Below are 15,294 nucleotides of genomic sequence, written 5' to 3'. Positions count from 1 at the left end.
AGATGTTTCCAGTGGGACGTAAATGGGCAAATATTGTTGCTAAAAAAACAGCTAAAGACGGTGCAACGTCCAAAGTATATGCAAAATTTGGTGTAGAAATCTATGCTGCGGCTAAACAAGGTGAACCAGACCCGGAATCAAACTCAGCTTTAAAATTCGTTATTGAACGTGCGAAACAAGCACAGGTTCCAAAACATGTTATTGATAAAGCCATTGATAAAGCCAAAGGTGGCGGAGATGAAACGTTCGTGCAAGGGCGTTATGAAGGCTTTGGACCAAATGGTTCAATGGTTATCGCTGAAACGTTGACGTCTAATGTTAACCGTACGATTGCTAATATCCGCACAATTTTTAATAAAAAAGGCGGGAATATCGGAGCGGCAGGTGCTGTCAGCTATATGTTTGACAATACTGGAGTGATTGTATTTAAAGGAACAGACCCTGACCATATTTTTGAAATTTTGCTTGATGCTGAAGTTGATGTTCGTGATGTAACCGAAGAAGAAGGAAACATCGTTATTTATACTGAAGCGACAGACCTGCATAAAGGAATCGCAGCGCTAAAAGCCGCTGGAATTACTGAATTTTCAACAACAGAATTAGAAATGATTGCTCAATCAGAAGTTGAACTTTCACCAGAAGATTTAGAAATCTTTGAAGGACTTGTTGATGCCCTTGAAGATGATGATGATGTGCAAAAAGTATATCATAACGTTGCAAACCTCTAATTATAAATTAAACAAATCTGTCTCTATGGCAGATTTGTTTAATTTATAAAGCTGTTATAAAAAAGTCTATCTGGCCAGATATATAGATCTTTAAATTTATGTGTCTTATCACGACCTGATCTGACACATAGCTTTGAAAGATTGAGAGTTACCGGTTTTGATATAGTGTCGAATCCTTATATAAAACATGAGGTAATTTTCATGTTTCATACGACGAATCCCGTCAGCAAGATAAGCAAAAGCCAGCAATATCGGGCTACTTACAATCTCCCTGTGCTCTTTAAGGCACCGCCCTTATAAATTCCGCTTGCGCTCGTGATGGCTCATCTGGCGCTCTACGCGTCGATTGACCACAGGTGTGACTCCACCAGCGCGCTACAGACCATAGTGCGAGAACCGTGGCCGATTACTTTGATGCCTTTGATGTGGAGCTATTTTTAACAGATAACGTATACCACACTCAAAATACTCCCTCAGATCAATGCCCTCCTCTGAACACCTCTTTCCTATGCCATTCCACAAACCGCTCGCCCGGATAATTTTCTTTAACCGGGGGCAACGCGATCTCTTTCCCCGCAAAATCCCAGAACAACCACTGTACCACCCCGCCACCATTCACCGCGTCGGAAACCACCACGCGCATATCTTCATCCAGGCCAATCGAACCACGATCGAACGCTTTATGATGAATTGCGCACAACGCCAGGCCATTAGGTACTTCACAAGGACCATGATGCTGCTTCCATCTGATATGGGCTGCTTCAAGGGCTATAGGGGCGTTGTCGTGGCGCATATTGAAGCCGCAGACCGCACATTGATAATTGTAAGCTCGTAGCACCGCCTGGCGGAACTTCGGATCGCGTTGCTTGAGAGAGGTGCGAATATCAAACCCCATCTCGTCAGCGATGTCTTCCTGAATACTGGTCGGAAAATGCGCCTCAAGGATCTGCTGCGCCAGCGTGTCGATTAGCTTACGTTTTTTTGTTACCAGCGCGAAATTGACGGCATCAAACCCACCAGCAACATTATATTCAATGAGTTCACGTTTAGGTGGCTGGCGGCTACCGCTGGTTGAGCAGAATTCCGCGTTTTGCAATTCCCAGAAACCATCGCCCTTCAGACGCCAGAACGGCATATCCGGGCGCTGTTCACGGCGCTGTGGCCCATAGCGCTCCAGCAAATCCAGCAATTGCTCATGAATTTCAGAACCATAATCAAACAGGCGATCGTGACCCTGCCGATAGTGCGAGAGGACATATAACAGCAATAACGGCTTATGCGGCGCTCGCTGTTCGCCTTTGCGCCAAATAGTAATATTTGATATCGCTTGCTTGAGGGTTTTGTCAGAGGTCATTACGTTGAAGAATCCATGAGCACATAGTTGCGATGATTCTCTCCCAGTGGATCATGGTGCGGGCGGCGAGCTGTGCATCACCCTTTCGCGTCCTCAAGATAACGGGCGGCAAGCATTTCAGCGGATTCGATGCCTGCGATACCACTGACTGCTTTGTCGTAGAGCCAACCGATGATGGACTGGAAAGAGCGCGGGCGGTGGGATGGAGGGAGGTCGTCAGCGCTTTCGTCGTCCTCGTCTTCGTAGTTTTGGTATTCGTTATTCAGCTCCATATCACCCCTTTGTAGGCAGGCAGATAAAAAGAAGGCCTTAACCATCGTAAAGACGGTTCTGGCCGGAGGTTCAATGGGATGATATGGGGTTGAAAAGATTTGGAGCTACAAATCATCTCCTTACAGATTAAAACAAATGGCGAGTAGCCCTCCGTATAATAAACTTAGCTTATTGATTAAAATCAAACTAATATCAATTTCAAATTTAATTAAATTCATAATTCAATTATTGTTATCTGTTTTTTTTTCAAAATAACAAAATGTTATAATAACTTTCAGCCATTCACTGTTCTAATGCAAGGAGCTTGCTTTGAGTCAGTCCGAATACACATCCATTCTAAAGTGTACCCCATGGCTAGCTAAATTCCTCACCCGCAGAGGATTGAAGCAACCAGACCATCGTCCGTTATATGAATACCACGCAACGAGTGAAGAATATGATGAATTGAAATGGCTGCTGCGATCTATAGGGGTACCCGATGGTTATAAAAGTGATAAAGGGTACGCAGCCTGTTTCACATTGTTCTGCTCAGAGTGGTATCGAAGAGATTATGAAAGGGAGTATGGATGGGCATGGGAGCCAATTTACAAGACGATAGGTATCTCAGCATCTTCCTCGGAGATGGGGAAAATTATCCCTAAAGGCCTGGATGGTTACTGGGGGCGTCCAGTGCGGTTTTATGACACAGAAAGGCGGAATTTCTTAGGTTCCTTATTCAGTGAAGGCGGCCTACCTTTCAGGTTGCTAAAGGAATCTAATAGCCGTTTTCAGTCGATGTTTTCTCTCATTCTAAATCAATACGATCAGGCTAAATATTCTAACATTTCCACGTTCGCGTTAGTCCATGCAGCGGTAGAAAAATCATCCCTGCCAGTCGTTTTCAAAGAGGATACTTCAGTTGAGCTTATTAGTCGGATGGCTGAACAGTTAGTATCTCTTGTTCAAATTTATGATTTGAGTAATCATACCGAACCCGTAAAAGAACTTGAACGTGTTCATCCTAAGTGGCGTGACAGTTTCCCTGTTCCTCTCGATGATGATACGGGTACCAGTTTCCTTAATGGACTTTTACGAACAGCTTCTACTGAATCAAAACCCCGCCTTCAAAAGAATAAAACCACTCTCTGTCAGTTTTTATGGTCAGAAAATCATCCTGAAGCCGTCCAGGCCCTCATTTCTCTGCCTGAAGAGCTGAGTTTTTCAATTGATATTGAGCCTTCAACAACGCGCTTCGAGCTTGCTATCTATGAAGATGGTAACGAAATCGCAAGTCTGGGACCTGCCTATGCAACGCTAAGTAACTCCCAGGCAAAAATAAAAGTTCGTAAGCGCGAGATTAAATTTTACCGAAGAAATCCTACGGTCAGTTTGTTTATTGTGGCGAGAGCTGGGGGTATGTTTGTCGGCTCCAATCTTTTAGAAGGCAGTGAAGTTGCGGTTGGCGATGTTCCATTGGTTTTTGTTTCTGATAAAAATGAATGGCTGTTACAGGGACAAGCCTCTTGCAGCGTACGTGGCAGCCATGTACTTATTGTGCTGCCAAAGGATGGTTGTCTGGCTTCAGAACATGAGGATTGTGACTCTGGCTTTTCGGCTTTGGGATGCCGTGCTCTGACCATCAAAGGTCGCCAGGATATCATTATTGAAGGCGACGAAACGTACCGCATAAAGACTGGAAGGGATCAGATTATCCATGCTGGATTCTCTTTCCAGGGGAAGCGGTTAAATTGGACAAGTTACCCGGATGAACTCTTCCTCGGTGTTCCTGGGATTACTCAACATTCTGAGAATCTATCAACGCACCATTACAAGCGTTTTTTCAACGGAACATTTATAGATAATTGTGATGTACAAGAAAAAATGGGAGCACAGTTTATTTCGGTGCGTAACGAAAATAATGAAACGTTACTGCGTAAGAAAATTGGCATTCTCCCCAATGATTTTAGTCTGGAAATAAAAAATGGACAACAGGCGAACGAAGGCTCTGTCATTATTACTACTCAGCACCCTTGTTTGTATAGCTTGAAGGAAAAAACACTTGAAGTTGGACGGAAGCGGTTGCCCGGTAGTACAGAAATAATGATGAAGGCGGAGGGCATTCCTCCTGCATCAATTTCATTACAAATAACACCAAACCTCACTGCAAACCCGATTGTTATTTGGTTACCATTTCCTGCACGAGGCTGTCTTGCGTTCGATAAAGATGAGAAGCCTCTCCCGAAAAATTTAACGATTAACGATCTTCTGGGTGCCAGAGCATATCTTTTCGGAAAAAATGGTGAGCCTACGCGATACCAGCTTGAACTACGTTTACGTTCGCGTAGTGGAATGCAGGCCTGGTATGAGTGGCACTACAGTGCGGGAGAATGTCCGGTAGAGCTTACTTTATATAGCTTAAGGGAACATATTGATAATTTACTCTCCCTAGAGGAAGGAATTGATCAAACAGTTGATATGCGCATAAAAGGAGGTGGTAGTTCTTTTACCTGGCAGATCCGACGTTATAAATATAGTCTGGACTATGATCGTGGCAGGCAGATTCTTCTCGCAAACTCAATAAGTAATCGTACAGGCCAGATCCCTTCGCCCGTCATTATGTTACTCAGCGAACCGGAGAGAAAAGTTGTACCGCTGACGTCAAGAATGAGCGAAGGTGTACCAGTTGGTGAATTTGAACTAAGTTCGATAATACAAAAGAATGGCCCATGGCTGGTGCTGCCGAAACCAGGTGAAGAAGCCTCATTTCGACCTTGCTTTATTGCAGGTGAGCCGGTAATTCAAAGCAACGCGACAGCAATACAGTCTTTACAAAAAGCAACGCAGCTTTTTAATCCTCGTTCAGATGTCAATACCATTATGTTAGTTCTGGAACAAATGGCGAGCGACCCGGCACACTCGGGCTGGCAGTTCTTACGCAATTTATACGATCAGTTCGGGTATTTACCTTTGGCTACCTTTGAAGTATGGCGGGCACTTGTTCAGCATCCACAAGCGTTGGCGATGTCGCTGTTCAAATTTGAAATGTCCATTGATTATCTCAGCCGTATTGAAAGTGAGTTTCCCGTTTTCTGGGAGTTTTTACCCATTACAGAAGTTAAACGTTCCGCCACACGTTTTCGTGCTTTTTTGGCTCATAAAGGTGCACCGGAGGAAATGCAGATAAGGTTGCTGGACAGAATGTATCAGCAGCTGGGCACAACATTCCCGACTTATGCCAGTGAGGTGCAATTATGGTTGAGTCAAGGGAAATTACCACCGGTTTTTCCTGAGTTGACGATGAAAGGTATTATCCTTGAGTGGTATCAGGAACTTCTACGCGAACATGGTGAATCTCGCTGGCCAGAATTTGGTGGCCCGGGCCTTTTACGTTGGTATATGTCACAACAAAATCCTGTTATCGATATTTCCCCTGATGCCAGCTACCGCTATTCCGTCACCTTGCTCCCCGTATTTGCTGCTGCTGTTGCCAGCGGTAAAACAACATTTGACAGTGTTTTTGAGAATAAGCCCGGCGCCGTATTTTTTTTGAGACAGGTTAGAGACTTTGACTCGCGATGGTTTAACGCCATTTTCCAGTACTGTCTATTGCGTAATGTTACTGAAAAATAAAAAGGAATAAGAATGACTACACGCTATTTTTCTTCGCTGATTGAACAATCACTGTCGCGTTCTACGGAGGCGACGCTGAGTATTATGGGGGTGACCAACCCGAATCTTCGCGAGCATCTCACGCAACAAATGGCGGCCGATTGCGGGAAAGAAGGATCGTTTCTTGCCTCACCCGTATTTGAACAGACATTTGGCTGGAAAGAGTCCAACAGCACAATGAAAGACCTTGCAACAAAACAAACGTTGCTAAGCAAGGAGGTGGTGGACTCGCTGGATAGTGAGGAAAATGGTCGTTATCGTTTTGGCTCTGACTGGAAACCTTTCACGCATCAGTTAGCCAGCTGGCAATCATTACTTGAGAAAAAACATTCGGTCGTGGTGACCAGCGGGACAGGCTCTGGCAAAACGGAATGCTTTATGGTTCCGGTGCTGGAAGACCTCTATCGTGAGCTTCAGGTTAAGAACAAAAAACCGTTGATAGGTGTGAGAGCACTTTTTCTTTACCCACTGAATGCCCTGATTAATTCCCAGCGCGAGCGTTTAGATGCGTGGACCCGGAGTTTTGGTTCCGGAATTCGGTACTGTCTGTATAACGGTAACACGGAAGAATTGCATGCTTTGGTCAAAAGTGAGCAGGCAAACAGGCCTAATGAGGTTTTGTCACGAGAGAAGATGCGTGAAGAGCCCGCTCCCATTTTAGTGACCAACGGTACCATGCTGGAATACATGATGGTTCGTCAGGTTGATGCGCCGATTATTCAGAAATCAAAAGCGGAAAAATCATTACGCTGGATAGTTCTGGATGAAGCCCATACCTACGTTGGTTCTCAGGCCGCTGAGTTGGCTCTACAGCTCCGTCGCGTCATGACGGCATTTGGCGTCACGCCTGATGATGTTCGCTTTGTGGCGACGTCGGCCACCATGGCCGGAAGTGATGCTGAAAAGCAGCTGAAAAAATTCTTGTCTGAGCTGTCAGGAGTGCCACAGGAACGTATTGATGTTCTGGGGGGAAGCCGCGTTATTCCTGAGCTCGAACCCTGCAAACAATATTCTCTGTCACTGGATGAGATTGAGCATATCCCTGATTCGGAGAGTGAAGGGATCAGCCCGGAGCGTTATAGTGCGTTGACCCACTCTCCGGAAGCGCGCTGTTTACGCGAAATGCTGGTTAGCCAACCCCGACCAATGAAACTTGATACGCTGACCCAGCGTTTGAACGAACTGACCAAACATCAGTACACGCAGCAGGATGTTTTACGCTGGATCGATCTTTGCTCTGGCACACTCCCTAATGCAAAGGATCCTGCATTTCTGAAAGTCAGAGCACATATTTTCCAGCGAAACACCCAGGGCATCTGGGCCTGTGTGGATAAGAACTGTGCAGCTAAAAAAAATACCGCGCTGGAAAAAAACTGGTCTTTTGGCAATGTGTATGTAAATCAGCGGCAAAACTGCGAGTGCGGCAGTCCCGTTTTTGAACTGGCATTCTGCAATGAGTGTAATGAACCGCATCTTCTTGCACGGGATAAAAAAGGCAAACTCGTACAGTGGGATAATAAAGGTGGAGATGAATTCTCCCTGCAGGATGAAATTTCTGACGATTTTGAAACATCCGGAGAAAAGGTTCAGAAGGATTTTGTATTCCAGTCGCCACAAATTATTGCTGCGGAATGTAATACGGAAGCTGGCTATATTATGCAGCGGCTCGATCGTCAGACCCGCAGTATCGGCGTGGTGAACCCGGACAGTATTCCGCTGGCAATTAATGATATCGAACAAATCTGTAGTGCCAGCAATTGTGGCTATAAAGGCGGAAAGGGTAAACAGCCCTTCCGACGGGCGTTACTGGGCGGGCCTTTTTATGTCACCAATATTGTGCCTACGGTGCTGGAGTATTGCCAGGACTTCACTAGCGATGAAGGTAAAGATGGCGTCGGCCCGCTCTCTTTGCCTGGTCGAGGTCGTCGCCTGATTACCTTTACCGACAGTCGTCAGGGGACGGCGCGAATGGCAGTACGTATGCAGCAGGAAGCAGAGCGCAGCCGATTACGTGGTAGCGTAGTAGAAATTCTTGGCTGGCACCAACGAAAACAACCAACGAGTGCTCCGAACGACCAGGCTGACGTGATGAAACTGGTTGCAAGGGTGACACAATACCGTGAAGAAGCCCGGGAGTATCGCGAGTGGGGAATGCCCGAGGAAGCAAAACTTTCTGAAGCTCAGGCCGAACGCCTTGAACAGGCAATCCAGACGGCGACGGGGGGAAAGGCTGCAACCATTTTAGTTTGCCGAACCTGGACGGAAATGGTCAATGAGCTGAAAGAGAAAGCCGATATACAGGGACCAATTTTACAATATAACCATTATCTAAAGCCTGAAATTTTCACCGAAAATGGTGGCCCTTTGAAACTCGCCGAAATGCTGCTTTTCCGTGAGTTTATGCGACGCCCGAAACGAACCAACAGCCTGGAAACCCAGGGGCTGGTTCAGGTTGGCTATCAGGGGCTGGAGAAGGCGCACAGTGTTCCTGCTCACTGGCAGGCTAAAGGCTTAACCCTTGATGACTGGCGCGATTTTCTGAAGGTGACGCTGGATTTCTATGTCAGAGAAAGTAACTACATCCAACTGGATGACGATCTAAGAAACTGGATCGGTAGCCGTTTCTCTTCCAAATTTGTCCGCAACCCGGATTCGAAAGAGCCAGATGACAACCAGGTTAAACGCTGGCCGCAAATTCGCCACGGTAATGTGACTCAGCGCCTGGTCAAACTGTTGATTTTAGGAGCCAAATTTAACACCGTAAATACGGTAACTATTGATATTGTTAACGCCTGGCTGAAAGAAGCCTGGCTCCAGCTAACAGGATCTCTGGCGGTATTGAAGCCTGATGGAAACCGTTTTTATTTACCGAAAGAGCATCTAACATTCTCTCTGGTTCAAAAAGCACGCATTTGTCCAGTGACCAATAAATTACTGGCGACAACCTTCAAAGGTTTGACCCCCTATTTGCCCATGCATATCCAGTTCGAGCGACTGACGAGTGCACAGTACGACGCGTTTTTGGCTCAGGAAGTCACGCTGCCAGCGATCTGGGAACACGATCGCTCTCAGGATGATTATGTCGACGGGTTAACAAAAGTGCGTGACTGGGTAAGCCTGGATCCGCAAGTGCTATCATTACGCTCGCAAAACCTCTGGACGGACATTAACGATCGCGTGGTAGAAGGTGGATTTTACTACCGCACCGCAGAACACTCGGCACAGCAATCGTCGGAGCGCCTGCAAAGCTACGAAAGAATGTTTAAAAACGGGCAGCTTAACGTCCTTAACTGCTCAACCACAATGGAAATGGGTGTGGATATTGGCGGTATTTCTGCAGTGGTGATGAACAACGTTCCTCCGCATCCGGCCAACTATTTACAGCGAGCCGGGCGTGCCGGGCGTAGTAAAGAGTCACGCGCTATTTCGTACACCTTGTGCAAAGGGAACCCGCACGATCAGCAGGTTTTTGCTAATCCCCTCTGGCCATTTGAGACGGTGATCCCGGCTCCAATGGTGGCAATGAACTCAGAGCGTCTGGTGCAGCGTCACGTCAATTCCCTGCTGCTGTCAGAATATTTATGCCATGTGGTCGGGGAAACCGAAAAAGAGCGTACCAGCCTTAATAGCCAGTGGTTCTTTGGCGAAGAGCTCGACCAGTCGGTATGCAATCGTTTTAAAGCCTGGCTCGAACGTCCGACGCTGAGCATTGATAACGCGCTGGAGCGTCTGGTTAAAGGGACTGCATTGCACGGCGTTACTGCAGAAAAACTGCGTGATAAAACGCAGGAGGCTATTGCCGTCTTACAGACACGCTGGCTGGGGATCTTCCGCGATCTCGTGAAACAGGAAAGTGAATCGCAGCCCAATACGCCGTACCGCAGGCGACTGGAGCTGGAGAAAAAACGGCATTGTGGTGAATACCTGTTACGCGATCTGGCGGCCCGAACTTTCCTGCCCGGATATGGCTTCCCAACGGATGTTGTCACTTTTGATAACTTCACCATGGAAGATTATATCCGCGAGAAAACGCACAAAGGCCGTGATAAGAACGACCGGGAGGATAACGTTTCTCGTTATAAGGGGCTGCCTTCGCGCAATCTTTCCGTTGCGATCCGTGAATATGCGCCGGGTGCAGAGATTATCCTTGATGGTCGGGTATTCCGCTCGGCCGGCGTTTCGCTGCACTGGCATAACCTTAACGCCGATACTAACGAAGCCCAGCGTCTGGACAGCGCCTGGCGTTGCCACAAATGCGGTACCTTAGGTTATGAGGAAGGTATTGGTGGCCCGGGGGATTTATTCTGTACCAATAGCGCGTGCGGGGAGCGGATCACGCTGGATAACCGACGTCAGGTATTACAGCCCGCCGGTTTTGTCACCGATGCCCATACTCCCGTTACGAACAACATTGAAACAATGAAATTCATCCCGGTGGTGCCTGCCTGGGTATTTGTGAAGGCAGAACGCGTGCCACTGCCAAACCCGCTGATGGGCTTTATGGCTTCAGGCGCGGATGGCCATGTTTTCCAGCAGAGCATGGGCGAAGGTGGGCACGGTTATGCGCTGTGCCTGAGCTGCGGCCGGGCGGAGTCAATGCTCAGTGCTACCGATGCGCCGAAATCGATGGAAGCGCATTATCCTCCGCGCCCCGGTAAATCTGATCGCGACAGCCAGAATCAGCGGATTATCTGCCCTGGATCCACAGCACTGAATAAGAATGTCACGCTGGGTGCGCTGGCCCGCACCGATGTGTTTGAGCTCATTTTGCGCCGTCCGCAAAACGGGGAGTATATCCCCGATAATTCTGATGAAGGCCGTATTGTGGCTATGACGCTGGTGGTTGCGCTACGTCGGGCGCTGGCCAGCGTGCTGGGGGTATCGGCGGCAGAATTGGGCTATGCGGTGCGTCCGGTCAGGCTAGAGAATGAGCAATCGGTCCTGGCGGTGCAACTTTACGACATTATCAGCGGCGGTGCGGGGTTTGCTTCCAGTGCGCCATTGCATATTGAAGCAGTCCTCAAAGGGATGGTGAAACAGCTGGGATGCCGCCACTGTGATACCGCCTGTAGCGAATGTCTGCTCGATTCGCAGACCCGCCACGATCACGATCAGCTGGATCGTAAAGCCGCGCAGGCCTGGCTGGGGGAGGATTTCAGTCACTATATCGGTTTGCCGGAGGCGGAAAAATTCTCCCTGGCCGACGCGCAGTATTGCCCAGGCAGCATTGAGGATGCTATCCGTCGTGCCATTAACGACGGGGCGCGCAAACTCACGTTGTGGATGAATGGGCCGCTTAACGAGTGGGATTTGTATACCCGCCAGTTCCGAGCGGCGATCCAGAACTATCGGCTGAAAGATGAGGTTGAGGTTACGCTGGTTGTGCCCGGTCATATTGAAGATCCGGAGCTTTTACAGGAGATTGCGCAGTTTGCCGCCATTGGTGTGCAGCTTTGCCAGTCTGAGCTGAATACGGATACGCCGGTTGTCGCACAGGTAGCATTCAACGATCGCCTGATGACGTTGATTTCTCGCAGCCCAGAGGCCACCATCCCCGGCCCGAACTGGCATCTGAATAGCCAGATGGTTATTCGTAGCCATGCGTTTGAGCCGATAACGCTTAGTAAAGCTGAGCTATTATCCGATGCCGCAGGTAACAGAGGCCTGGTCAACGATATTGAGATCCATAAGCAGCTTAATGGCCCGGTTTCTCAGTTTGGTCAGCGTTTCTGGGGCGTGTTAACCGGGGCACAGGAAGATATTCAGACGCTGCTGAAGGAAAACCAGGTGACGCGCATTCACTACAGCGATCGTTATCTGCAAAACCCGGTGGCGCTGGCGTTATTAGGCGGGCTGTTAAAACCGCTGAAATCGATCCTGGCGCAGGATGCGCAAGTGACGATTGATACGCTGTTTAAGAGTAAAGAGCGGCCAGGCAACAAGCCGTTCCATGACTGGATGAGTGAAGCGGATTTTCAGGATTTTGCCGACCAGTGGTTTGCGGCATCTATGGGCAGAGCCGTCGTGGTTAACACCTTTGGCTCGCCGCGTGATATTCCACACCATCGTAAACTGATGGTGACCTTCAGTAATGGTCAGGCGCTGAAGATCCGTTTTGACCAAGGGATGGGATACTGGCGCATCGTCTTTGCGCGAGCGTATCGCGATTTTGATTTTAACGATGATGTGGCTTTCCAGCTCGGGAATATGGCAAAAGCCTGCGTTGAAGGTCAGGTGGTCAACAGCGAGGAAAGTTGGGCAACCGATGTGCTGGTGCAGGTGATAGTCCCTTAATGCGAAACCGCTCCCGATTAAACATCGGGAGCGGCTAACATCAGGCGGTGGTGCGCTTGCCGGTAATCATGTCGATAATGACCTTCCCCCTGTAAACAGTGCCAGTCTAAACTGAAGTTTCCGGTCTTTCTTCCATCTCACAGAGAGGCGCATTGTCATGAAAAAGACCCGTTATACCGAAGAACAGATTGCATTTGCCCTGAAACAGGCTGAAACCGGCACCCGCGTCGGGGAAGTCTGCAGAAAGATGGGAATTTCTGAGGCCACATTTTACAACTATGGACTACCTCCGCTTTGCAAGCACTGAATCTGGTTTTGGGTTGTTGCTTACATCTATCCGGCATCAGGAAAATCTGTGCCCAAATGGGTAATCCGCACACAATCGCCTCAACAACTGGACGGCCTCTGAGGCCAGTATAAAAATCAGGTTCCGATTGTGCAGGTGCAACCTGTCATCATTTCTCAGTACGCTGCAACTTTTGCTGGCAGGGGATTAATTTCACACTACCTGATACCCGGTCTCATTTCTCAGCATCGACCAGATTATTCTCGCGTTTTTGTTAGCGACCGCCACGGTCGTTTTATTAAATCCGCGCCGTTCCTTTAACTGGTTAACCCACTGATTCATATGGCCATCATTGTTATTCGTGGCAACCCTGACGACAGCGCGGGCACCATGAATAAAAAGTGTCCGCAGATGCCTGTCGCCTTTTTTCGTCATATTCATCAGCACCTGCCTGTCGCCACTCGAATGCTGGCGTGGAACCAGACCTGGCCATGCAGCAAAGTGGCGACCATTCTTAAATTCAGTTCCTTTGCCAATAGCAGCAACGGCCGTGGCCGTTTCAGGACCAATGCCTTTAACTTTGGCGATACGCTGACAGGCTTCTGATTGCCTGAATACTGTTTCAATTTCCTTATCAAAAAAATGGATCCGACGCCCGGGATCGTTAAAGAGATCATAGAGTTCGGCAATTGTTCTGCGCATACGGGAACTTAGACCGTTTTCTGCATCTTCAAGGATAAGAGGAATAGCACGGCGAGCTCTGGAGACAGCACTGCCAATGGGGATCCCCCGGTCAAGTAACAGCCCCCTTATTTGACAGACTGTAGCAGTGCGGTGATTGACAATACGCTGCCTTGCCCGGTGTAAAGCCTGGATATCCTGCTGTTCGGGGCTTTTTGGCGGCACGAACTGCATTGTCGGTTGCATCAGAGCCACTGCGATGGCCTGTGCATCATTACCATCATTTTTTTGCCCGCGGACAAAGGGTTTTACATACTGAGGACTGATGACCTTTACTTTGTGCCCCAGTTTCTCAAACTCACGCTGCCAGTAAAATGCCCCGGTGGACGCTTCGATCCCAATCAGACATGCAGGAATATTTGCCAGCGTCTGGAGCAATTCTTTTCGGCCAGTGCGTTTCGTATAAACCGGTTTGCCGGCCTGGTTTAACCCGCAGAGCTGAAAAAAAATTTTTAGCCAGATCAATACCCAGAAATACGATATTCATGGTGATTCTCCTGGTGAGCATATTTCGTACAGTTAACCGCAGCGGGAGGAGGTAGTCCATCCCATTAACTGGAAGAAAAAATTTGCCGGGCCGGGCGTGACGGAACTGCGGCGTCTGCGGCAACTGGAGGATGAGAATCAGCGGCTGAAGAAGCTGGTCGCTGAGCTGAGTCTCGACAAGGAGATGCTGCAGGAGGTACTGAAGCAAACGTTCTGAGGCCGGCTCAGAAGCGCCAGGCGGTGACATTTTTGCTGGAGGCTTACCGTATCAGCGTCCGGCGGGGATGCGGGTTGCTGATGCAGAGCAGAACCGTTTACCACTGGCAGATCCGGCGTGACGATCGGGCGATAACCCTGTGTATCCGGGAAATAGCGGAAACCCGGATACGCTACGGTTGCCCGCGTATTCATATTCAGTTGCGCCGGGAGGGATGGCCTGTTAACCACAAGAAAACCCACCGGATTTATTGTCCGGAAGGCCTGAACCTGCGCAGAAAACGCCCCCGCAGACATGTCAGTGCAGCACGCCGTCAGCAGCGGCCGATCCTGACGCATGTCGATCAGTGCCGGAGTATGGATTTTGTATCAGATAATCTGTTTAACGGGCGGCGTTTTCGGGCGCTGACTGTAGTGGATAATTTTAGTCGGGAATGCCTGCCGATCCATGCCGGAAAATCGTTAAAAGGCGAGGATGTGGTCAGAATAATGGAGGCACTGCGGGTGCCGGATAAGCGGCTGCCGGTACGTATCCAGACGGATAACGGTAGCGAGTTTATCTCAAAAAGTCTGGATAAATGGGCGTATGAACACGGCGTCACAATGGATTTCTCGCGCCCCGGAAAGCCGACAGATAACCCGTTTATTGAATCATTTAACGGCAGCCTGCGGGATGAATGCCTGAACATTCACTGGTTCCTGTCACTGGAAGATGCGCAGGAAAAACTCGACAACTGGCGCAGGGAATACAATCATGAGAGAACGCATTCATCATTAAATGACATGACCCCGGCTGAATTTATCCGAAGTCTCCGGAAAGACGAAGATCTCTGATTTAGCACTGTACTGAATTTGGGCCAGGGTCATTAAAATCACGCCTCATCTTCTTCCACAGGTTCAAGCGCGTCAAGTCCCCTCCAGAACGGTGAACAACTCTCCATTTGACCTGCAAGCCATTCAGAACCCGTCAAAGATAAAATCGAGAGCATTTTTGATGGTTTGCCTGTGAGAACGAACGTCCATCACCTCATCACCAATCTGCGAAAGCCTGATACTCGCCATTTCGTGAGTCATCACCAGATAGTCATTACCTTCCACATTCAGAGTGGGCGTGAGGCGCTTAACTGGGTTATTTACCAACCTGCTCACAGGAAACAATGGGATAACCATGCGAGTATGCAGTTCATCAATAATATCGCTTTGCACATCAAGTAAATAAGGATAAGCCTTGCTGTTTCCTTTATTGCGATAAACCATGTATTGCATGA

The 15,294-nt window shown here is 48.5% G+C and carries 6 protein-coding genes and 3 pseudogenes; 5 read left to right on the top strand and 4 right to left on the bottom strand.

All coding sequences use genetic code 11. The annotated features are described in order from the left end of the window. The first annotated feature begins 11 nt into the window (after positions 1-11). Positions 12-728 carry a YebC/PmpR family DNA-binding transcriptional regulator gene (locus tag ABVM99_RS09270; protein WP_000532939.1) on the top strand — a complete coding sequence of 239 codons (717 nt, stop codon included), beginning with the start codon at positions 12-14 and terminating at the stop codon, positions 726-728. A gap of 478 nt (positions 729-1,206) precedes the next feature. Here the strand turns inward: ABVM99_RS09270 and ABVM99_RS09265 are convergent, their stop codons facing one another. Together ABVM99_RS09265 and ABVM99_RS09260 are read right to left on the bottom strand one after the other, a co-directional pair. Continuing rightward, the gene (locus ABVM99_RS09265) at positions 1,207-2,082 is read right to left on the bottom strand and encodes a phosphorothioated DNA-binding restriction endonuclease (protein ID WP_023194731.1); all 876 of its coding nucleotides are present in this window, start codon (positions 2,080-2,082) and stop codon (positions 1,207-1,209) included. A gap of 77 nt (positions 2,083-2,159) precedes the next feature. Continuing rightward, positions 2,160-2,354: a hypothetical protein gene (locus ABVM99_RS09260; protein ID WP_000422448.1), complete on the bottom strand. Its 195-nt coding sequence runs from the start codon at positions 2,352-2,354 to the stop codon at positions 2,160-2,162. A 310-nt stretch (positions 2,355-2,664) separates the two neighbouring features. Here ABVM99_RS09260 and ABVM99_RS09255 point away from each other — a divergent pair, with 310 nt between their 5' ends. The 3 genes and pseudogenes from ABVM99_RS09255 to ABVM99_RS09245 all read left to right on the top strand — a co-directional run. After that, entirely contained in the window at positions 2,665-5,964 is a 3,300-nt protein-coding gene (locus ABVM99_RS09255) for an STY4851/ECs_5259 family protein (RefSeq protein ID WP_023194730.1), read from the top strand. A 12-nt stretch (positions 5,965-5,976) separates the two neighbouring features. Beyond that, positions 5,977-12,297 carry a DEAD/DEAH box helicase gene (locus ABVM99_RS09250; protein ID WP_023194729.1) on the top strand — a complete coding sequence of 2,107 codons (6,321 nt, stop codon included), beginning with the start codon at positions 5,977-5,979 and terminating at the stop codon, positions 12,295-12,297. A gap of 157 nt (positions 12,298-12,454) precedes the next feature. Next, positions 12,455-12,577 (top strand): annotated as a pseudogene (locus ABVM99_RS09245) (transposase); the annotation flags it as partial. A 219-nt stretch (positions 12,578-12,796) separates the two neighbouring features. On the opposite strand, the pseudogene ABVM99_RS09240 reads toward ABVM99_RS09245, so the two are convergent. Further along, positions 12,797-13,811, bottom strand: a pseudogene (locus tag ABVM99_RS09240) (IS110 family transposase). 66 nt (positions 13,812-13,877) lie between these two features. On the opposite strand from ABVM99_RS09240, the pseudogene ABVM99_RS09235 reads away from it, so the two are divergent. Continuing rightward, a pseudogene (locus ABVM99_RS09235) lies at positions 13,878-14,860 on the top strand (IS3 family transposase); the annotation flags it as partial. A gap of 123 nt (positions 14,861-14,983) precedes the next feature. Here ABVM99_RS09235 and ABVM99_RS09230 read toward each other — a convergent pair. Beyond that, entirely contained in the window at positions 14,984-15,292 is a 309-nt protein-coding gene (locus ABVM99_RS09230; RefSeq protein ID WP_001199743.1) for a CcdB family protein, read from the bottom strand. Positions 15,293-15,294: the final 2 nt, after the last annotated feature.

Origin of the sequence: Salmonella sp. SJTUF15591 (assembly GCF_043356435.1) — a bacterium.
Lineage (GTDB): Bacteria > Pseudomonadota > Gammaproteobacteria > Enterobacterales > Enterobacteriaceae > Salmonella > Salmonella enterica.
Note: the sequence above shows the minus strand (reverse complement) of the source record. Positions and strands in the feature narration are given on the sequence as shown.

What these genes read in the sequence shown, in the direction of transcription:
- ABVM99_RS09265 (WP_023194731.1), bottom strand. Translation starts at nt 2,082, where the DNA reads ATGACCTCTGACAAAACCCTCAAGCAAGCGATATCAAATATTACTATT.
- ABVM99_RS09260 (WP_000422448.1), bottom strand. Translation starts at nt 2,354, where the DNA reads ATGGAGCTGAATAACGAATACCAAAACTACGAAGACGAGGACGACGAA.
- ABVM99_RS09230 (WP_001199743.1), bottom strand. Translation starts at nt 15,292, where the DNA reads ATGCAATACATGGTTTATCGCAATAAAGGAAACAGCAAGGCTTATCCT.
- ABVM99_RS09250 (WP_023194729.1), top strand. Translation starts at nt 5,977, where the DNA reads ATGACTACACGCTATTTTTCTTCGCTGATTGAACAATCACTGTCGCGT.